We start from the raw sequence: 20,559 nt of genomic DNA on the forward strand, positions 1-20,559 counted from the left end.
CGCTCGCGGTTCACAGCTTCCCGCCGCGTCCGCCGTCCCGCCGGGCGGGCGCGATGAGCGTGGAGAGGTACGGCAGCGGCCCGCCGTCCAGATCGGCGGCCGGGCGGATGGACTCGTCCTCAAGACCGAGCGCCGACCCCCACACCGCGTCGTCGATCCGGCCGGTCTCCCGCAGCGCCCGGGCGACCTCGTGCGCCTGCCGGCCGAACTTGTACGCGACGACCGTGCCGGGCCCGGCGAGGGCGTCCTTGAGCACGGCCGCCCCGGCCGTCACCGGCACCAGGGTGAGCGGCTCGGTCCCCTCGGTCAGCACGGCACCCGAGCGGGCGGCGAGGTCCTGCATCGCGGTGATGCCGGGCACGGTCTCGATCCCCGTCCCCGGCACCAGCGCGCCGATGGTGTGCGCCAGATAGGTGAAGGTCGAGTACACGTTCGGGTCGCCGATGGTCGCGAAGGCGACGGACCGGTGCCGCTCCAGCAGCTCCGCGACCCGCGCGCCCGCGGCGTCCCAGGCGGCTTCACGGCGGGCGCGGTCGGTCCGCTCGTTGAGCGCGAACACGATCCGCAGGACCTTCTCCGCGGGTACGTAGTGCAGCACGGTCGCCTCGGCGCGGCCGCGTTCCCCGGTGTCCATGACGGGCACCACGACCACGTCGGCGGCCCGCAGCGCGTTGACGCCCTTGACGGTCACCAGCTCCGGGTCCCCGGGGCCGACACCGACCCCGATCAGCTTGCTGCTCATGACGTCAGGCACCTCTCCACGAACCGACGGGCGACACCGGGGGCGGACGCCCAGTGCGTGTGCAGATAACTCGCGTGCACGCCGTGCCGCACGAAACCCTCGACGCGCGGTCGCGGGGCGCGCACCCCCCAGGCGGGAGATTCCCCGGCGCCGGGCTCCACGACCGTCCGGTGGAACTCGTGCCCGCGCATCCGGGTCCCGGCCACGGCGAGCACACTGTCCGACACGGCCACCGCGTCCCGGTAGCCCAGGGTGAGCCGTTCGTCCATCCGGGCGGTGGCGTCGAGCACCCCGCACATCGGCCGGCCGTCGAGCTCGCGCGAGAGGTACAGCAGCCCGGCGCACTCGGCGGCGACCGGTGCCCCGGCGACCGCGGCCTCGGCCACCGCCTTGCGCAGCGGCTCGTTGGCGGACAGCTCCGGCGCGTACATTTCCGGGAAGCCGCCGCCGATGACCAACCCGTCCGTCCCGTCCGGCAGTTGCTCGTCCCGCAGCGGGTCGAAGACGACGATCTCGGCCCCGGCGGCGGTGAGCAGCTCGGCGTGCTCGGCGTACGAGAAGGTGAAGGCGGCCCCTCCCGCGACGGCGATCCGCGGCGACCGGAGCCGCCCGTTCCCGGGGTTCCCGGCACCCACGGACGCCCGGTCCCCCGGACCGTCCTCGGCACGGGGCGAGGAGGGCGCGGAGGCGACGGCCCCGGCCGGGTCCCAGGCCGCGCCGGACAGCTCGCCCGCGCCGCGCGCCAACGCGGACAGCGCGTCCAGATCACATCCGCGCCGCACCTGCGCGGCCATCGCCCGCACGGCGTCCACGGCGTCCGCGCGCCGCTCGGCGACGGGCACCAGTCCCAGGTGCCGGGACGGCGTGTCCACCTGCGGGGCCCGCCGCAGGGCGCCGAGGACGGGTACCCCGGACGCGTCGAGCGCCTCCCGCAGCATCTCCTCGTGCCGGTCGGACCCCACCTTGTTGAGGATGACGCCGCCGACCCGCACCTCCGGGTCCCAGGAGGCGAACCCGTGCACCAGCGCGGCCACGGACCGCGACTGCGAGGAGGCGTCGACCACCAGCACCACCGGCGCCCGCAACACCTTCGCCACCTGCGCCGTGGAGGCCAGCTCCCCCTGCCCGGCCGCGCCGTCGTACAGCCCCATCACGCCCTCGACGACGGCGAGATCGCACCCCCGCGCCCCGTGCGCGAACAGCGGCGCGATCAACTCCGGGCCGCACAGGTACGCGTCGAGGTTCCGGCCCGCGCGCCCGGTCGCGAGCGCGTGGTAGCCCGGGTCGATGTAGTCGGGCCCCACCTTGTGCGGGGACACGGACAGACCCCGTTCGGCGAAGGCCGCCATCAGCCCCGTGGCGACGGTGGTCTTGCCGCTGCCGGACGAGGGCGCGGCGATGACCAGCCGGGGGACGGAGGTCACCACTCGATGCCCCTCTGGCCCTTCTGGCCGGCGTCCATCGGGTGCTTGACCTTCGACATGTCGGTGACGAGATCGGCGGCCCCGACCAGCTTCTCGGGGGCGTTGCGGCCGGTGATCACGACGTGCTGGGTACCGGGCCGGTCCCGCAGCACCGCGACGACCTCGTCGGTGTCGATCCATCCCCAGTGCATCGGATACGCGAACTCGTCGAGCACGTACAGCTTGTACGTCTCGGCGGCCAGGTCGCGCTTGACCTGCTCCCAGCCCTCGCGGGCCTTCTCCTCGTTGTCCATCTGCGCGTCGCGCTGCACCCAGGACCAGCCCTCGCCCATCTTGTGCCAGTCGACGGAACCGCCCTCACCGCTGGCTCCCAGCACCCGCAGCGCGTTCTCCTCGCCGACCTTCCACTTCGCCGACTTGACGAACTGGAACACCCCGATGGGCCACCCCTGGTTCCAGGCGCGCAGCGCGAGCCCGAAGGCCGCGGTGGACTTCCCCTTGCCGACGCCCGTGTGCACCACGAGCAGCGGCCGGTTGCGCCGCTGACGCGTCGTCAGGCCGTCGTCCGGTACGACACTCGGCTGTCCCTGCGGCATTACGCGGCCCTCCTCGACGTGCCCTGCACCTCACGCACCAGCCCGGCGATGGAATCGGCGCGCAGCTCCTCCAACGTCACCGCCGTCCCGCCCAGTTCGCCGGCGAGCCGCCCCGCGAGCCCGAGCCGTACCGGCCCCGCCTCGCAGTCGACGACCACGCAGGCGAGCCCCTCCGCCGCGAACAGCCGTGCCGCGCGCCCCGCGAGCGCGACCGGCTCGGGACCGCCCGTGGCCCGCCCGTCCGTCACGACGACCACCAGGGGCCGGCGCGCCGCGTCCCGCAGCCGCTCGACCCGCAGCACCTCGTGCGCGCGCAGCAGCCCGGCCGCGAGCGGCGTCCGGCCGCCCGTGGGCAGCGACTCCAGCCGCGCGGCCGCCGCGTCCACCGAGGAGGTGGGCGGCAGCGCGACCTCGGCGGCCGAGCCGCGGAAGGTCACCAGACCGACCTTGTCCCGCCGCTGGTAGGCGTCGAGCAGCAGGGAGAGCACGGCGCCCTTCACGGCGCCCATCCGCTGACGCGCCGCCATCGACCCGGAGGCGTCCACCACGAACAGCACGAGGTTGCCCTCCCGCCCCTCGCGGGTGGCCTGGCGCAGATCGTCCCGTCGTACGACCAGACCGGGACCCGAGCGGCCGCGCGCCCGCTGGTGCGGTGCCGCCGCCCGCACGGTCGCCGCCAGATGCAGTTTGGTGAGGGTGCCCCGGGGCCGCCGCGAACCGGTCGTCCGGCCGTGCTCGGTCCGTGCCCGGGAACGCCGGCCCGCGGCGCCCTCCCCGAGACCGGGCACGCTCAGCACCTTCGTCCGGAAGGGTTCGGCGGCCCGCACCGGGGACTGCTCACCGGCGCCCTGCCCGGCCGGCGCCCGCCCGTCCCGCGAGGGCTCCCCCTGCGCCGGGACGTCACCGGAGGGCGCGTCGCCCTCCGGCCCGTCCTGCGGTGGCTGACCGCCCCCGCCGGGACCGTCCGGGTCCGGGTCGGGGTCATGGCCGGGGTCGGGTTCCGGATCGTCGTCCGGACCGCCGAACTCCTCCAGAGTCTCGTCGAGTTTGTCCTCGTCGAGGCCGGGGGCGTCGAAGGGGTTGCGGCGTCGCCGGTGCGGCAGCGCGAGCAGCGCCGCCTGCCGCACGTCCTCGGGCAGCACCTCGGTGCGCCCCGCCCAGGCGGCCAGCGCGGTCGCGGTCCGGGCCATCACGATGTCGGCCCGCATGCCGTCCACCTCGAACGCGGCACAGGTCGCCGCGATCTGCCGCAGCGCCGGGTCCCCGAGCCGCACCGACGGCAACAGCGCGCGCGCCGCCGCGATCCGGGCCCGCACCGCGGACTCCTCGTCGGCCCAGCGCGCCGCGAAGCCGTCCGGGTCGTCGTCGTAGGCGAGGCGCCGCCGGACCACCTCGACCCGCTGGTCGGGCTCCCGGGAGGCCGCGACCTCGACGGTCAGCCCGAACCGGTCCAGCAACTGCGGCCGCAGCTCGCCCTCTTCGGGGTTCATGGTCCCGACCAGCAGGAAGCGGGCCGCGTGCCGTACGGAGACGCCCTCCCGCTCGACGTACGAGGCACCCATCGCCGCCGCGTCCAGCAGCAGGTCGACCAGATGGTCGTGGAGGAGGTTGACCTCGTCGACGTACAGGATCCCGCGGTGCGCGTCGGCCAGCAGGCCGGGTTCGAAGGCCTTCACACCCTCCGCGAGGGCGCGCTCGATGTCGAGCGCGCCGACCAGCCGGTCCTCGGAGGCACCGACGGGCAGCTCGACCGTACGGGCCGGACGCGACAGGTACGGGCCGCCGTCGTGCGGCCCGTCCGGGCACGCGGGGTCCGGGGCGTCCGGGTCGCACGAGAAGCGGCACCCGGCGACGACGTCCACCTCCGGCATGAGCACGGACAGCGCCCGCACGGCCGTGGACTTGGCGGTGCCCTTCTCGCCGCGGACCAGCACACCGCCCACCGCCGGTGACACGGCGTTCAGCAGCAGCGCGAGCCGCAGGTCGTCCTGGCCGACCACGGCCGTGAACGGGAACGGGGTACTCACTGGTCGTCGCCCTCCAAGTCGCCTTCGAGCTCCAGATAGGTGGCGCGCAGCCGCTCCAGCGTCTCCGCGTCCGGCTCGGCCCACAGCCCCCGGTCGGCGGCCTCCAGGAGCCGTTCGGTGATCCCGCGCAGCGCCCACGGGTTGGACTTCCTCATGAAGTCCTGGTTCTCCGCGTCGAAGACGTACTCCGCGCTGAGCTTCTCGTACATCCAGTCGTCCACGACCCCGGCCGTGGCGTCGTAGCCGAAGAGGTAGTCGACGGTCGCCGCCATCTCGAAGGCGCCCTTGTAGCCGTGCCGCCGCATCGCCGCCATCCAGCGCGGGTTGACCACCCGGGCGCGGAAGACCCGGTGCGTCTCCTCGCCGAGCGTGCGGGTCCGCACCTGGTCCGGCACGGCCGAGTCGCCGACGTACGCCTCCGGGCTCGCGCCCGTCAGATGGCGCACCATGGCCACCATGCCGCCGTGGTACTGGAAGTAGTCGTCGGCGTCGACGAGGTCGTGCTCGCGGGTGTCGACGTTCTTCGCCGCCACCGCGATGCGCCGGAACGCGGTCTCCATGTCACCGCGCGCCGCCCGGCCGTCCAGGCCGCGCCCGTAGGCGTATCCGCCCCACACCGCGTACACCTCGGCGAGGTCCGCGTCGGAGCGCCAGTTGCGGGCGTCGATCAGCGGCAGCAGACCGGCTCCGTAGGCTCCCGGCTTGGAGCCGAAGATGCGCGAGGTGGCGCGCCGCCGGTCGCCGTGCTCGGCGGTGTCCTCGTCGGCGTGCGCGCGGACGTGGTTGCGGTCCGCGGGCTCGTCCAGCTCGGCCACCGCGCGCACCGCGTCGTCGATGAGGCCGACCACGTGCGGGAACGCGTCCCGGAAGAAGCCGGAGATGCGCACCGTGACGTCGATGCGCGGCCGGCCCAGCTCGTCCAGGGGGACGACCTCGAAGCCGGTCACCCGGCGGGAGGCGTCGTCCCAGACCGGCCGGCAGCCCAGCAGCGCCAGGATCTCCGCGATGTCGTCGCCCTGGGTGCGCATCGCGGAGGTCCCCCAGACCGTCAGGCCCACGGACTGCGGGTACGCGCCGGTGTCCTGCAGGTACCGCTGCACCAGCGAGTCGGCGAGCGACTGGCCGACCTCCCAACTCAGCCTGGAGGGAATCGCCTTGGGATCGACCGAGTAGAAGTTCCGGCCGGTCGGCAGGACGTTCACCAGTCCGCGGGTCGGGGATCCCGACGGACCGGCGGGGACGTAACCGCCGTCCAGGGCCCGCAGGATGTGGGTGATCTCGTCCGTCGTCCGGGCCAGCCGGGGCACGACCTCCCGGCAGGCGAACTCCAGCACCGCGACGGCGTCCGGGAGTTCGGTGCCCAGCACCTCACGCACCAGGGCGGGCACGGCCGCGCCGTCCCAGCCGCGTTCCTCCATGCCCTCGGCCGCGCGGCGGCACAACTGCTCCAGCAGGTCGATCGCGTCGGCACCCGTCCGCGCCGGGCCCCCGACCAGGTCCGTCAGTTCCACCGGCACCTTGACCGCCGCGCCGGGCTCGCTCAGCAGCTCCTTCTCGGACAGCCCGAAGTGCCCGGCGAGGGCGGCCCGCAGACCCGGCAGCGCGTTCGCGGCACCACCCCACACCTGGGAGGCGCGCAGCACGGCCAGGACCAGGTTGACGCGCGGCTCGGCCTCCGGACCGCCGCCCAGGACGTGCAGGCCGTCCCTGATCTGCACGTCCTTGATCTCGCAGAGATAGCCGTCGATGTGCATCACGAACGAGTCGAAGTCGCCGTCGTCCGGCTGCTCGGCGACGTGCAGGTCGTGATGGAGCTCGGCCGCCTTGACGAGGGTCCAGATCTGTGCGCGGACCGCCGGGGCCTTCGTCGGGTCCAGATCGCTGACGAGGGCGTACTCGTCGAGGAGCTGCTCCAGCTTGGCGAGGTCCCCGTAGGTGTCGGCGCGTGCCATCGGCGGCACCAGGTGGTCGACGACCGTGGCGTGCCCCCGCCGCTTGGCCTGGGTGCCCTCGCCCGGGTCGTTGACGATGAAGGGGTAGACGAGCGGGAGTTCACCGAGGACGGCGTCGGGCGCGCAGCCGCGGCTGAGCCCGAGTCCCTTGCCGGGCAGCCACTCCATCGTGCCGTGCTTGCCCATGTGCACGACGGCGTCGGCGCCGAAGCTGTTCTCCAGCCAGCGGTAGGCCGCCAGGTAGTGGTGCGACGGCGGCATGTCCGGGTCGTGGTAGATCGCGATCGGGTTCTCGCCGAATCCCCGCGGCGGCTGGATCATCACGACGACGTTCCCGAACCGCAGGGACGCGAGGACGATGTCGTCGCCGTCCACGTACAGGTTGCCCGGCGGTTCGCCCCACGCCTCCAGCATGCCGTCCCGCAGCCCCGGGTCGAGCCGGTCGAACCAGGCCCGGTAGTCGGCCAGCGGCACCCGGGCGGGCGCGGACGCCAGCTGTTCCTCGGTGAGCCACTCGACGTCATGACCCCCGGCGGCGATGAGGCGGTGGATCAACTCGTCGCCGTTGTCGGGGTATTCGGTGAGGGAGTAGCCGGCGTCCCGCAGCGCGTCCAGGACCCGTACGGCGGAGGCGGGTGTGTCGAGGCCCACCGCGTTGCCGACCCGCGAGTGCTTGGTCGGGTAGGCGGTGAAGACCAGCGCCAGCTTCTTCTCCGCGTTCGGCTTGTGTCCCAGCCGGGCGTGCCGCACGGCGATCCCGGCGACCCGCGCGGCCCGTTCGGGATCGGCCATGTACACGGGGACCTCGTCGGGACCCTGCTCCTTGAAGGAGAACGGCACCGTGACGAGCCGTCCGTCGAACTCCGGGATGGCGACCTGCATCGCCGCGTCCATGGGGGACAGGGCGGCGTCCGACTCCTCCCAGGCCCGCTGCGACGAGGTCAGGCAGAGCCCCTGCAGCACCGGGACGTCGAGATCGGCGAGGGCGCCGATGTCCCAGGCCTCGTCGTCGCCGCCCGCGGACGCTTCCGAGGCGTGCGTGCCGCCGGCCGCGAGCACGGTGGCCACCAGCGCGTCGGTCCGGCCGAGGAGCTCGTACAGACCGCTGTCGGCGCCGCGCAGTGAACCGCAGTACACGGCGAGGGCATTGGCGCCGCGCGCTTCGATCGCGTCGCACAGCGTGTCCACGAAGGCGGTGTTCCCGGCCAGTTGGTGGGCCCGGTAGAAGAGCACCCCGACGGTCGGGCGGCCCTCGACGAACTCGCGCTCGCCGTGGACGCCGTACTCGGGCATCGCGCGCGGCTCCTCGAAACCCTCACCGGTGAGCAGCACGGTGTCGGAGAGGAACCGGGCCAGTTCGGTGAGGTTCTCCGGCCCGCCCTCGACCAGATAGCGCAGCGCCTCGGCGACCACACCGGCCGGCACCGAGGACTCGGCCATCAGCTCGGCGTCCGGGACGGACTCGCCGCCGAGGAGCACGGTCGGGACGCCGGACGCCCGGAGGAACGCGAGACCCTCCTCCCAGGCCCGCTTCCCGCCCAGCAGCCGCACGACGGCGACGTCCGCGCCCTCGACGAGCCGGGGGAGTTCCTCGCCCACCTCCACCCGGGTCGGGTTCCCGATCCGGTACGGGGCGCCGGAGGCACGCGCCGCCAGCAGATCGGTGTCGGCGGTCGACAACAACAACACTGTGCTCATGCGGGCGCTCCCGGTGGAATGAAGGGCAGTCCTTGCGGCGCGCCCGACTCGATGAGCCGCCACAGCGCGTCCGTGTCCGCGTGTTCCTCGATCAGATCGCCGAGCCGGTCGAGCTGCTCCTCGCGCAGCGCCCCGAACGACGTGTCGGCGGCCGGTACGAAGCGGCGGCCCGCGGCGGCCGCCACCTCGCGCAGAAAGGCCCGCCGGAAGCCGTCCGACTCCAGCGAACCGTGCCAGTGGGTGCCCAGGACGGCACCCACGCGGCAGCCGTCCAGGAAGGGTTCGCCACCGGTCACCTCGGCGACGCCGTGATGGATCTCGTACCCCTCGACGGGTTCGCCGAGCGCCTCGCCGGACGGGCGGGCGAGGGTCTTCTCGCGTGCGAAACGCACCCGCACCGGGAGCAGTCCGAGACCCTCGACGGCGCCTTCCCGGGACTCCACCTCGTCCTCGATGAGTTCGCCGAGGATCTGGAAGCCGCCGCAGATCCCGAGCACGGGACGGCCGTCCCGCGCCCGGCGCCGGACGGCCTCCGCGAGCCCGCGTTCCCGCAGCCAGCGCAGCGCCGCCACCGTGCCCCGGGTGCCGGGAAGGACGACGAGGTCGGCGTCGGCCAGTTCCGCGGGCCGGTCCACGAACCGTACGACCACGCCGGGTTCGGCGGCCAGGGCGTCCAGGTCCGTGAAGTTGGACATGAGGGGGACCGCGCAGACCGCGACGCGCAGGACGTCCTCGCCGACCGGTCCGGCGACCGCCGACTCCCGTACGGCACCCCGCAGGGAGACCGCCATCCCGTCCTCCTCGTCGATCCCCAGACCGTGCCGGAAGGGCAGGACCCCGTACGTACGGCGTCCGGTGAGGTCCTCGAGCATGTCGAGCCCGGGTTCCAGCAGGGACACGTCGCCGCGGAACTTGTTGACCAGGAACCCGGCGACGAGCCGCTGGTCCTCGGGGGACAACAGCGCGACTGTCCCGAAGAACGAGGCGAACACACCGCCGCGGTCGATGTCACCGACGACGAGCACCGGCAGCCCCGCGTTGCGGGCGATCCCCATGTTCACGATGTCGGTCCGCCGCAGATTGATCTCGGCAGGACTGCCGGCCCCCTCACAGATCACCGCGTCATACGTGCCCCGCAACTCGGCGAGGCAGTCCAGCACGGTGCCCAGGAGCTGTTGTTGGCGGCCGCCGTGGTAGCCGCGGGCGGTCATCTCGCCCACCGGTCTGCCCATCAGCACGACCTGACTGCTGCGGTCGCTGCCCGGCTTGAGCAGCACGGGATTCATGAGCGCGGTCGGTTCCACCCGGGCGGCCTGCGCCTGCATGGCCTGCGCGCGCCCGATCTCCGCACCCCCGCGGGTCACGAAGGAGTTCAGGGACATGTTCTGCGCCTTGAAGGGCGCGACCTTGACGCCCTGCCGCACCAGCCACCGGCAGATCCCCGCCGTCACGACGCTCTTGCCGGCGTCCGAGGTGGTGCCGGCGACGAGAAGACCGCCGCTCATGTCGTACGCCCCTTCGGGAGAGGTCCGCCGGCGCGCACGCGCCCGGCCAGCAGTCGCCCCGCGGCACTCACGCCGAGGGCGAGCCAGCCGACGCGCCGCGAGAGCCGTACGGCACGTTCGATGTCGGCGACGTGCACGGGACGCCCGCCGCCGTTGAGGACGGGCCGGTGCTCGACCCGGCCCGCGTACGAGAGGGTCCCGCCGAGCCGCACCCCGAGGGAGCCCGCGAACGAGGCTTCCACCGGACCGGCGTTGGGGCTCGGGTGCCGGCGGGCGTCGGCGCGCCAGGCGCGTGCCGCCCCGCGCGGGTCGCCGCCGGCGACCGTGGCGAGCGCCGCGGTCAGCCGCGCGCCCGGCCAGCCGGCGACGTCGTCGAGGCGCGCGGAGGCCCAGCCGTAGCGCAGGTATCTGGCGGATCTGTGCCCCACCATGGCGTCCAGCGTGTTGACGGCACGGAACGCGACCAGTCCGGGCACCCCGCCGACGGCGCCCCACACCAGGGCGCCCACCACGGCGTCGGAGGTGTTCTCGGCGACGGACTCGACGACCGCCCGCGCGATGCCGTCGCGGTCCAGTGCCTGCGGGTCGCGTCCGCACAGGTGCGGCAGCCGGGCGCGGGCGGCCTCGACGTCGCCGGCGCCGAGCGCGGCACCGATCGCCCGTGCCTCGCGCCCGAGGGAGGTGCCCCCGACGACGGCCCAAGTGGCGGCGGCCGTCAGGGCGATGGAAGCGGCGGGGGAACGGCGTACGCCACGGCTCGCGAGCGCGGCGAGGACTCCGGCGCCTCCGGCGCAGACGGTGGTGTGCAGCGCTCCCCACCCGCGGTGGTCGCGCCACAGCAACCGCTCCACGGCTCCCGCGGTCCGTCCGAACACGGCGACCGGATGGCCCCGGCGGGGATCGCCGAGCAGCAGGTCGCCGAGGAGGCCCGCGCCGGCGCCGTACGCGAAGACGCGATCGGCACGCACGGGGTCAGCCGGCCGTGCGGTGGAGCGTGACCCTCGTACTCAGCAATACCGGCAACGGGCAGCCGCGCATGGCGATATGTCCTCACTCAGGGTGTCCACGCCCTGGTTCGACGAGACCGGCGCTGAGAGTTCCTGGCTCCCGGGGAGTTCTCTCCCCGGTCACAGTGGCGGGACCGCGCCGGATTCTCACCGGCTTCCTCTTCTGTCGCCGTACTTGGCCCCGGCAGTCCACCACGGGTCGCGGGACCCGTCAACTTGCCGTTGACCTGCGAGGGGAGAGTGTGCGAAGGCCCACACGGCGCGGGGCGGGGGAGGACGTGCGCACGGGGTGCGGGAGGGCGTACACGTGGGGTGCGGGACGTCGCTCCGTCCCGCACCCCAGGTGAAGTGCCGCCCGTTTCGGGCTGTTTACCGGCGCGCCGTCACCGGCGCCCGGTCACTTGCCGACGATGAGATAGATCCCGTAGGCCACCGCCGCGGCGCACGCGGCGAAGCACACGTACGCGCCGGTGACCGCGAGAGCGGCCGAACCGCCCCGGGCGGGCGCGGACTCACGCTTGGTGAGGCCGACGATGCCGAGGGTGAAGAGGCCGACGAGGGCCACGGTGACCACGAGGCTGACTCCGAAGACGGAGGCGAGGGCTGCCCAGTCGATGTTCATGGGGTTCTGTCCTTACACCGTGGCCGGGCGGGTGGGCTCCGCGTCCGGGGCCGGGATGGTGGTCTTCAGATCACCGGACAGGTCTCCGGTGACGGGGCCCGCGGGCGGCGGGGTGACCGCGGCCATCGCGGTGGTGACGACGCCGGCCGGCTCGGTGGCCTCGTTGACGTTGTCGACGGTGACCGGCTGGCGGCGGGACAGCGTCCAGATGACGCCGGCGCCGGCGACCAGGAGCGCGCCGGTGAGGACGATGCCCCAGGTGCCCTGCTTGGTCAGGAACTCGGCCGCGGCACCGGCCAGTCCGGCGGCCGGCAGGGTCAGGCCCCAGGCGACGAACATCCGGGTCGCGGTCGACCAGCGGACGACCCCGCCCTTGCGGCCGAGACCCGAGCCCATCACGGCACCCGAGCAGACCTGGGTGGTGGAGAGGGAGAAGCCGATGTGGGAGGAGGCCAGGATGGCCGTCGCGGCGCTGGTCTGGGCGGCGAAGCCCTGCTGCGGCGCGAGGTCGGTCAGCCCCTTGCCCATCGTGCGGATGATGCGCCAGCCGCCCAGGTAGGTGCCGAGCGCGATGGCGGTACCGGCCGAGACGATGACCCAGGTGGGAGGGTTCGAGCCGGGGGCGATCACGCCGCCGGTGACCAGGGCGAGGGTGATGATGCCCATCGTCTTCTGCGCGTCGTTCGTGCCGTGCGCCAGCGAGACCAGACCGGCGGAGGCGATCTGGCCGGCGCGGTACCCCTTGGCGGTGGCCCGCTGGTCGGCGCGGCCGCCGATCCGGTAGGTCAGCCGGGTGGCCAGCATCGCGGCGAGTCCGGCCACGACGGGCGCGGCGACCGCGGGGATCAGGACCTTGGTGACGACGGTCGAGCCGTTCACCGACGACCAGCCGGCGGACATGACCGCGGCGCCTATCAGGCCGCCGAACAGGGCGTGGGAGGAGCTGGAGGGCAGACCCAGGAGCCAGGTCAGCAGATTCCAGAGGATGGCGCCGACGAGCGCCGCGAAGATCACTTCGGTGCGGATGCCCTCTTCGTTGATGAGTCCACCGGAGATCGTCTTGGCGACCTCCACGGAGAGGAACGCACCGACGAGGTTCAGCACGGCGGACATGGCCACCGCCGTCTTGGGCTTCAGAGCGCCGGTCGAGATGGTCGTCGCCATCGCGTTGGCAGTGTCGTGGAAACCGTTCGTGAAATCGAACACGAGAGCGGTGACGATCACGATTCCGAGGAGGAGCGTGATGTGTTCCATTTACCCAGGCTTCTGTTTGACGTCAGTGGCACGTGGACCGTAGGCAACCTGAGTGAACGGAAGATGAACTGAGGCGGGCTTAGGGGTGTATCCAACCGCGGATCCGCCCTCCGTTTGCCTCCGGGGGAGGTGAGGGTCGGGACCCTTGGTTCGAACGAAGGCGGAATAGCGGGCTCCGCTAGCCCTTCGCGAGCCTCTTCAGCCGGCTCGTGGACCCGTTGAAGAGATTCTGGTCACCCGGCAGGGCGCCGTGGTTGTCGTACTGCCAGAACGTCCACGCCGACCAGCCGCCCGGCAGCACGCCGATGTCCGACGAGTCGTAGCGGGCCAGCCAGAGCGCGTGGTCCGCGGCGAAGGCGCGGCTGTCCCCGGTGCACGTGGTCCACCAGTGCGCGGTCGTGTAGATCACCGGGCGTCGGCCCGTGTACCGCTCCACCTCGTCGCTGAAGTCCTGGATCCAGCGCACCAGCCGGGTCTTGCCCATGCCGTAACACTTGTGCCTGCTGTACGGGTTGTACTCGATGTCGAGCGCGGGTGGCAGTGTCCGGCCGTCGGGCTGCCAGTCGCCTCCGTTGCGCATGAAGTACGCGGCTTGGGTGGTTCCGGACGATTTGTTCGGAATTGCGAAATGGTAGGCGCCGCGGAGGAGTCCCGCGTCGAGCGCCCCGTTGTACTGCTGGTCGAAGTAGGGGTTGCGATAGGTGTGGGACTCGGTGGCCTTCACGTAGACGAACCGGGCGCCCCTCTCCCTGACGCTCTGCCAGTCGACGTTCTTCTGGTGCGAGGAGACGTCGTGGCCCCTCGGTGCGTCGGCCGCCTCGGCGGGCGCGCCGGTCAGCGCCGGTGCGGTGAAGGCGAGTGTCGTCAGGGCGGAGGCGGCGGCGAGGGCGAGGGTGAGGGTGTGGGCGCGGCGGCGGAGCGGCCCGCGGCCGCGGGCCGGGCGGCCCCCCGGAACGGCGTTCTGCACGGTGGATCCCCCAGGGGTCAGTGGAGGATCATTCAATGCACGCCGGTCGCCGACCCATCACTTTAAAATGCTGATCTGTCCATATATAAACCCTTATGGGCTTACGTCTTTCACTCCTGAAGCGCCCTGGCCCGCCACCCGGTCGGCGTCCGCCCTGACAGGATCGCGGTCATGACGGAGCGACGGCGGGGCGGGCGGGACGCGGAAGTGGGTGCGCACGGCGCGCGGACTCCGGAGGTGGTGGACGCGTGGGACGAACTCGTCGCGACGGCCCGCCGGACGGTCGCCGACGGCCTGGTCGTCGGAACCTCGGGCAACGTCTCGGTGCGGGTCGGCGACACGGTCCTGGTCACGCCGACCGGTGTGCCCTACGGCCGGCTCGCGCCGGGCGACGTCGTCGGGGTGGACCTCGACGGCCGGCAGACCCTCGGTTCCCTCTGTCCGACCAGTGAACTGCCGATGCATCTGGCGGTCTACCGCGCCACCGACGCGCGCGCCGTCGTCCACACCCACGCCGCGCACGCGACGGCGGTGTCGACGCTCGTGACCGAACTCCCGCTGATCCACTACATGGCGGGCGCTCTCGGTGGCCCTGTCCGAGTCGCCCCTTATGCGACCTATGGGACTCCCGAGCTGGCCGAGAACATGCTGCGGGCGCTGGCCGGACGTACGGCCTGTCTCCTCCAGAACCACGGCACCCTCGCCCACGGAGCCTCCCTGGACCAGGCGTACGACCGCACCGCCCAGCTGGAGTGGATGTCCCGCGTCTGGCTCCTGGCCTCGTCCGTACCGGGACTGTCGCCGACGCTTCTGACGCGGGCGCAGCTGGCGCAGGCGGGGGAGCGGCTGCGGGGGTACGGCCAGCCCGGCCCGGACACGGACGGCGTCCGCGCCCCCTGACCCGACCACGGCGCCGCGCCGCGCCGCGACGGCGCACGCCGCCACGGTCCGGTCTCCGCGCGTCCGGTGCCCGCCGGAGGGGGCTTCGGCGGCGGCCCGCCGGCCTGTGCCGCCGCGCCCCGGCGACCGAGCCGTCGGTGCGCGCTCCCACTGGCCGACATCGGGATGCGCCGTGAGACTGGGACCGTGCGTACTGCCAAAGCGACGGCCGCGGCCGTCACCGTAGCCCTGGCCGCGAGCGCGGCCTCCGTGGCGGTGGGACGGTTCGCCAGCGACGCCGCGCTCAAGGCGCCGCCCGGCAGGCCCCTGCCCACCGAGCCCCGGCTCACCGTGCACGCCACGGCCCCGGGCCGCGTCACGCTCACCCGCGCGCTGGCCTCCCGGCGGCCGGGGACGTACGGACTCGCCGGCGACGGCTCCCACGCGGTCGTCGGCCCGGTCCTGGAGGACGCGCCCCACAGCGCCGACACCGTCGTACGCCGCCTCGAACGCGTGACCCACGGCACCCTGCGGCCCGGCGACCGGGTCTGGCTCACCCCGAACCTGTACGTCGGCAACCCGGGCACCGCTCTCGGCCTCGAACACGCCGACGTGGACGTGCCCGGCGAGCTCGGCCCGCTGCCCGCCTGGTTCGTGCCCGGCGTCCGCGACACCTGGGTGATCACCGTGCACGGCCTGGGCGCCACCCGGGAACTGCCGATGAACGTGATGGAGTTCCTGCACCGCAGCCGGCTCCCCGTCCTCGACCTCGCCTACCGGGGAGACGTCGGCGCGCCCCGTCCCCCGGACGGCCTCGGCCACCTCGGCGAGACCGAGTGGCGCGACCTGGACGCCGCGCTGCGCTACGCGGTCCGCTACGGCGCCGCCCAGGTCGTCCTGTACGGCTGGTCCACCGGCGCCACCATGGCCCTGCGGACCGCCGCCCACTCCGCCCTGCGGGACCGGGTCGCCGGGCTGATCCTGGACTCTCCCGTCCTCGACTGGGAGGCCACGCTGCGCGCCCTCGCCGGTGCCCGCCACACCCCGAGGGCCCTGCTGCCGCTCGCGGTCCGGGCCGCCCAGGGCCGCACCGGACTGCACGGCGACCGCGTCCGGCAGGCCGCCGACCCCGACCGGCTCGCCGTGCCGGCACTGGTGGTGCACGGCCCGGACGACGTCATCGCCCCGTGGGGCCCCTCGCGCCGTCTCGCCCGGAGCCGCCCGGACCTGGTCACCCTGCACACCGTCTCGGGAGCCCCGCACGGTGCCCTGTGGAACGCCGACCCCACGGAGTACGAAGAGGTCCTGCGCCGCTTCCTGACGCCCTTGATGTAGACGCCCTCGATGTGGACGCCCTCGATGTGGACGCACCTGACAGGGCGGCCCGGCCGGACGTACGGAGCCCCGCCCCCGTCTCGTGAAGTCACGCCGGTGTGCGGGGCCGGTCCCTGTTCGCGGCGGCGGCCCCGGGAGCGGACCGCCGTTCCCGACCCCGGTGTCCGGGCAGCACCGCCGCTCCCGAGGTCCGGCCCCGTCCTTCCGTGCCGCCGGGGCCGTCGTCCCGTCGTTCTCCCTTCTCTTCCCCCCTCTTCTCCCCTTCCGTTTCCTCAGCGGGCCGCCGGGTGCCGCCCATCCGTTTCCTCCGCGGGCCGCCGGCAGGCTTCCGGTTCGGATCGGGGCAACTCGCGCGGGCTCGCGCTCACACGTGTCGAGCCCCCGCAAATCCCCGTGCATTGGCCACCCCTGTCGCCTGCTGTGACATTCCGTTTGGGTTTTCGGACCGCCAACCGGAAGACTGCACCCGTGACGTCCCGTAACCCGCGCGACTCCAGGCTCCGACTCGTCAGCCCGCGGCCCCTGGCCGCCGCTCCCCGAGCGGTGACCCAGCGCAGCTCGCGCCGACCCGCACCCCGGCCCCCCGAGGGCACCCCGCCGCCCGCGGAACTCGCCCGCATGGCGCGCACCGGCCTGTCCGACGCGGCCCGCGTCGCCCGCTGGGCCGACTCGATGCTCGGCCCCGGGCGCGACGGCGCGACCCCCGAGGGCAAGGGCACCCTCTCCGCGGCGACCGCCGAACGGGCCGCCGAGGAGTTGGGCCTGACCCCGGCTCAGGTCCGCGCGGACTGGGACACCGCACGCCTCGCGGGCCTCGTCGAGGTGCACGGCGACGTCGCCCGCCCCGGTTGGCGTCTGCGCGCCTGGAACCGCGACGACAGCGCCGTCCTGCGCGGCTGGGTCGCCCTCTTCGACGCCTGGTCACTGGCCCACCCCGAGCCCGCGGAGCGCGAGGCGTCCGCCGTCGCCGAGGTCGTCTCCGCGATGCCCCAGGTGCTCTCCTTCCTCCAGCTCTCCGCCGGGCCCGTCCCCGTGGAACAGCTCCTCGACCTCCTCGAACAGCGGGTCACGGAACTGCGCACCGAGCGCTGCGAAATCCCCTACGGACCCCAGCCGGAGCCCGCCCCGGAACCCGCCGCGGTCCCGGACCCGGATGCTCCGCTCGCCCCCCTCCTCGACTGGGCCCTGCACGCCCTCGCCGCCGTGGGAGCGCTCACCTGCGCCGACGGACAGGCCACCCTCACCCCGCTCGGCAGCTGGGCGGTGTGGGTCAAACTGGAGCAGATCTGCGTCGCCGCGCAGAGCCCCGCCGGGAACATCGAGCAGCCCGCCGCCGACATGCTCCGCGGCTGCGCCCAACTGCGCCCGAACGCGGCCCGCGCCGAGTACCGGGCCTGGCTCGCGGCCCGCCCCGTCGGCAGCGCCGTCACCGAACTCCTGGAGGCCGCCCGCGGCGAGGACGCGCTCACCCGCGGTCTCGCCTTCGAGGCGCTGCGGGTGGTCGGGGCCCCCGCCGAACCCGATGTCCGCTCCGTGGCCGACGAGAGCTGGCTGCGCCCCTACGCGCTGCTGTGGCTCGCCGAACACGACGGCCACGACCCCGAGGACGCCCACGAGGTCCTCACCCGCGAGGAGTCCACCTGGCTGTGGGTCGACACCGCCGCCGCGGTCGCCGACCACGGCGAGGCACCGCTCCTCGTCCGGCACCTGGAGTCCGCCGTGCAGGCGACGGTGCCCGCGCTCCTCGACGAGGTGCGCGCCGTCGGGCACCCCCGCACCGTCCAGGTCCTGGTCGCGCTCGCGGCCGCGCACCCGGACCCGGCGCTCGCCAAGGCCGTCCGCCGGGCCGCCTTCCAGGTGCACACCGGGGGAAGCTGAGCACCGCCCCGGAGCCACGCCCGCCCCGGTGTCGCCCGGTCCGGACACGGCCTAGGCGCCGGTCTCCGGTGCGTACGTGCCGAAGCTCCAGATGTTGCCCTCGGCGTCGCGGGCCAGATAGTCCCGCGCGCCGTAGTCCTGGTCGGTCGGGGGCATCAGGATCTCCGCGCCGTGGTCCACGGCCCGCCGGTGGTGTGCGTCGACGTCGTCCACGACCACGTACACCCCGGCGGGGCCGGCGTCCTTCATCGCGGTGTCGAACACCCCGCCGCGGCCCTTGGAACCGAGCATCACCGCGCCGGCACCCTGGACCAGCTCCGCGTGCATCACCGTGCCGTCCTCGCTCTCGTACACCGACAGTTCGGTGAAGCCGAAGGCCTCCGTGAGCTGCCTGATCGCCGCCTTCGCGTCCGCGTACAGCAGTGTCGGGTAGATGCTCGGACGTCCGCCGTCCATGCCCGCCATACCGACCACTCCTTCTCGTCCCGCCGCCGGAATGTGACCTGCCCCACAGTCTCGCACCGGCCACTGACAACGCCCCCGCGAGCAGGCGCCGGCCCTCAGCGGAAGGTGTTGCACTGCGCCATGTCACCGGTGCGGTAGCCCTGGTAGAACCACTGCTGGCGCTGCGCGGCCGAGCCGTGCGTCCAGGTCTCCGGCGTCACCCGCCCCTGGAATCTCTCCTGGATGCGGTCGTCGCCGACGGCCGCGGCCGCGTCCAGCCCGTCGCGGATGTCGGCCGCGGTGAGACTGCTCAGCAGGGGCCTGCCCGTCGACGGGTCCTTCGTCGTCGTCGCGTGGTGCGCCCACACGCCGGCGTAGCAGTCGGCCTGCAGCTCCACCTTCACCGAGTTGCTGGTGGCGCCCGAGACACCGTCCTGGGCGCGGCCCAGCGTGCCCATCAGGTCCTGCACGTGGTGCCCGTACTCGTGCGCGATCACGTACGCCTGCGCGAACGGACCGCCGCTGGAGCCGAACTTGGTCCGCAGGTCGTCGAAGAAGCCCAGGTCCACGTAGACCTTGCGGTCGGCGGGACAGTAGAAGGGCCCGACGGCCGAGGTCGCGGTGCCGCACGCGGTGGCCACCCGGTTGGTGAAGAAGACGGTCGGGGAGCGGGTGTAGACGCCGTCGCGCCGCGCGAACTCCTGTGTCCAGAAGTCCTGCACGCTGTTGACCACCGCCACGACACGGCAGTCCTCCTTGGCGTTCGCGTCCCGCCCGGTACGGCAGGTCTCCTTGATCTGGTCGAGCGAGGAGGAGGTCACCGCGGGCTGGTCGTTGCCGGAGGAGAGTCCCAGCTGATCGGGCCCCACCCCGAAGAACAGCCCGAGCAGCAGTGCGATCAGACCGACGACACCGCCGCCGACGGTCGCCCGGCCACCGGGGATCCGGCTGCCGCGCACGTCCTGCACCTCGGAGGTGTCCAGGTCGGCGTCGTCGTCGAACTGCATGCGCGCACCACCCTCCGCCCACGGCGCGTACGTCGCTCCGTGCCGTCATCCTCGTTCGCCCCCGGCGCCCCGGCTCCGGGCGGAGGGCCGAACGGGGGACCTCCGCCGGCCGCCCGCCGTGTCCGCGCGAAGTACCGCCGGGACACCCCTACGCTCTGCGCCGGAACCCGGCAGGGGCGAAGGAGGGGGCAGGAGTGGCCACTGTGCCGGTCGAGGCGACACGGTCCGCCCGGACCGACGGGTCCGCGCGGAACGACGGGCCCGCGGGAACCGACAAGTCCGCGGGAACCGACGGGCCCGCCCGGGCCGGGACGACCGGCTCCGCGCGGGCCGCCGGTTCCGCCTGGACGTCCCCCCCGGCCCTCATGGAGCACCCGCCCCGGCCGGCGGTCCGGCCGGTCCGCCCCGGCGGGTGACCGCGGCGGGCTTCCCCGGCCGCGGTCCGCCGCGGTCACCCGCCGGACGGCTCGCGCGCTGCTCGGCGGAGCCGTCGCGGTGCTGGTCGCCGTGGCCCACCAGAGCCGCCCCGCCCCGTACGGAGACCGGCTCGTGCCCCACACGCGCGCGGAAGAGCGCGCTCCGGGGCTCCCTCGTCGGGAGCCCCGCTGCGAACGGCCCGGGGCGCGGTCGATGCCTACGGCACGGCGACCGGACGCGCCCGCTGGACGTACGCGCGCGAGGGCCGCCGTCCGCCGGCGGTGCTGCCCGCGCGCGGGCACGCGATCGCCCTCTGGGACGACGGACCGGTCACCGACATCACACGGCGCGACGGGAGCGCCGTCCGCCGGCACCGGGCCCTGCCCGGGACCGCCCGGTGGCTCACGGAGCACGGGGCGGGCGGCGTGCTGCGGCTCCTGGACGGCGGCGTGCTCGCCGTGATCACCCCCGAGCGGGTCGTCGCCCACCGTGTCGCCGACGGCGGCCTGCGCTGGATCCTGCCCACCCGGCCCGGCTGCCGCTTCGTGCCGGTACGTGCGGTTCGTCACGGTGCGGTGCTCCTGATCGCGCGTCCCTGCCCCGCCGAGGACCGCTGGACGGCCGGGCTGGACGCGGTGGACGACCTGGGCGTCGTCACCTCGCACCGCGCCCCGCCGCCTGACGGCGGACGGGGCGAGCGTCACAGTGCCGAACACCCGCGCCCAGGAAAAGTGGTTGCACCGCCCCGTTAGACTTGGCCCATGGCCATTCTCCTCGCGCATTAGACGGCGGGAACGTCCTCAGC

The 20,559-nt window shown here is 73.9% G+C and carries 16 protein-coding genes and 1 riboswitch; of the genes, 4 read left to right on the forward strand and 12 right to left on the reverse strand.

The window, feature by feature from the left end:
• Nucleotides 1-10: 10 nt before the first annotated feature.
• From cobI to OG776_RS31225, 10 genes are all read right to left on the reverse strand, one after another.
• Nucleotides 11-742 carry a precorrin-2 C(20)-methyltransferase gene (gene cobI, locus OG776_RS31180; protein ID WP_148007496.1) on the reverse strand — a complete coding sequence of 244 codons (732 nt, stop codon included), beginning with the start codon at nt 740-742 and terminating at the stop codon, nt 11-13.
• Nucleotides 739-2,169, reverse strand: a complete 1,431-nt coding sequence (locus OG776_RS31185; protein WP_148007497.1) for a cobyrinate a,c-diamide synthase — start codon at nt 2,167-2,169, stop codon at nt 739-741. The genes cobI and OG776_RS31185 overlap by 4 nt, the downstream gene beginning before the upstream one ends.
• Nucleotides 2,163-2,762: a cob(I)yrinic acid a,c-diamide adenosyltransferase gene (gene cobO, locus OG776_RS31190; protein WP_148007498.1), complete on the reverse strand. Its 600-nt coding sequence runs from the start codon at nt 2,760-2,762 to the stop codon at nt 2,163-2,165. The genes OG776_RS31185 and cobO overlap by 7 nt, the downstream gene beginning before the upstream one ends.
• A complete protein-coding gene (locus tag OG776_RS31195; RefSeq protein ID WP_148007499.1) occupies nt 2,762-4,789 on the reverse strand; it encodes a putative cobaltochelatase in 2,028 nt (675 codons plus the stop codon). Before OG776_RS31195 ends, cobO begins: the two co-directional genes overlap by 1 nt.
• The gene (cobN, locus tag OG776_RS31200; RefSeq protein ID WP_148007500.1) at nt 4,786-8,439 is read right to left on the reverse strand and encodes a cobaltochelatase subunit CobN; all 3,654 of its coding nucleotides are present in this window, start codon (nt 8,437-8,439) and stop codon (nt 4,786-4,788) included. The genes OG776_RS31195 and cobN overlap by 4 nt, the downstream gene beginning before the upstream one ends.
• Nucleotides 8,436-9,944, reverse strand: coding sequence for a cobyric acid synthase (locus tag OG776_RS31205; protein ID WP_148007501.1), 1,509 nt, complete (start codon nt 9,942-9,944; stop codon nt 8,436-8,438). Before OG776_RS31205 ends, cobN begins: the two co-directional genes overlap by 4 nt.
• The gene (locus tag OG776_RS31210; protein ID WP_148007502.1) at nt 9,941-10,912 is read right to left on the reverse strand and encodes a cobalamin biosynthesis protein; all 972 of its coding nucleotides are present in this window, start codon (nt 10,910-10,912) and stop codon (nt 9,941-9,943) included. The genes OG776_RS31205 and OG776_RS31210 overlap by 4 nt, the downstream gene beginning before the upstream one ends.
• A 107-nt stretch (nt 10,913-11,019) precedes the next feature.
• Nucleotides 11,020-11,160: riboswitch (cobalamin riboswitch) on the reverse strand.
• A 188-nt stretch (nt 11,161-11,348) separates the two neighbouring features.
• On the reverse strand, nt 11,349-11,573 hold the full coding sequence (locus OG776_RS31215; RefSeq protein WP_329322900.1) for a hypothetical protein: 225 nt from the start codon (nt 11,571-11,573) through the stop codon (nt 11,349-11,351).
• Between the two features lie 12 nt (nt 11,574-11,585).
• Entirely contained in the window at nt 11,586-12,827 is a 1,242-nt protein-coding gene (locus OG776_RS31220) for an inorganic phosphate transporter (RefSeq protein ID WP_148007503.1), read from the reverse strand.
• Nucleotides 12,828-13,005: 178 nt separating this feature from the next.
• Nucleotides 13,006-13,794, reverse strand: coding sequence for a lysozyme (locus tag OG776_RS31225; protein ID WP_148007504.1), 789 nt, complete (start codon nt 13,792-13,794; stop codon nt 13,006-13,008).
• Nucleotides 13,795-13,965: 171 nt separating this feature from the next.
• Between OG776_RS31225 and OG776_RS31230 the strand changes: the two genes are divergently transcribed.
• From OG776_RS31230 to OG776_RS31240, 3 genes are all read left to right on the forward strand, one after another.
• The gene (locus tag OG776_RS31230) at nt 13,966-14,694 is read left to right on the forward strand and encodes a class II aldolase/adducin family protein (RefSeq protein ID WP_148007505.1); all 729 of its coding nucleotides are present in this window, start codon (nt 13,966-13,968) and stop codon (nt 14,692-14,694) included.
• 186 nt (nt 14,695-14,880) lie between these two features.
• Nucleotides 14,881-16,008: an alpha/beta hydrolase family protein gene (locus tag OG776_RS31235; RefSeq protein ID WP_148007506.1), complete on the forward strand. Its 1,128-nt coding sequence runs from the start codon at nt 14,881-14,883 to the stop codon at nt 16,006-16,008.
• 468 nt (nt 16,009-16,476) lie between these two features.
• A complete protein-coding gene (locus OG776_RS31240) occupies nt 16,477-17,886 on the forward strand; it encodes a hypothetical protein (protein ID WP_329322902.1) in 1,410 nt (469 codons plus the stop codon).
• Between the two features lie 51 nt (nt 17,887-17,937).
• Here OG776_RS31240 and OG776_RS31245 read toward each other — a convergent pair whose 3' ends face one another.
• Nucleotides 17,938-18,351, reverse strand: coding sequence for a VOC family protein (locus tag OG776_RS31245; protein WP_148007508.1), 414 nt, complete (start codon nt 18,349-18,351; stop codon nt 17,938-17,940).
• Nucleotides 18,352-18,446: 95 nt separating this feature from the next.
• Complete coding sequence (gene ypfJ / locus OG776_RS31250) at nt 18,447-19,337, reverse strand: KPN_02809 family neutral zinc metallopeptidase (RefSeq protein ID WP_148007509.1); 891 nt, start codon at nt 19,335-19,337, stop codon at nt 18,447-18,449.
• 698 nt (nt 19,338-20,035) lie between these two features.
• Here ypfJ and OG776_RS31255 point away from each other — a divergent pair.
• Nucleotides 20,036-20,506 carry a hypothetical protein gene (locus tag OG776_RS31255; protein ID WP_148007510.1) on the forward strand — a complete coding sequence of 157 codons (471 nt, stop codon included), beginning with the start codon at nt 20,036-20,038 and terminating at the stop codon, nt 20,504-20,506.
• Nucleotides 20,507-20,559: the final 53 nt, after the last annotated feature.

This window comes from Streptomyces sp. NBC_01689 (genome assembly GCF_036250675.1).
Lineage (GTDB): Bacteria > Actinomycetota > Actinomycetes > Streptomycetales > Streptomycetaceae > Streptomyces.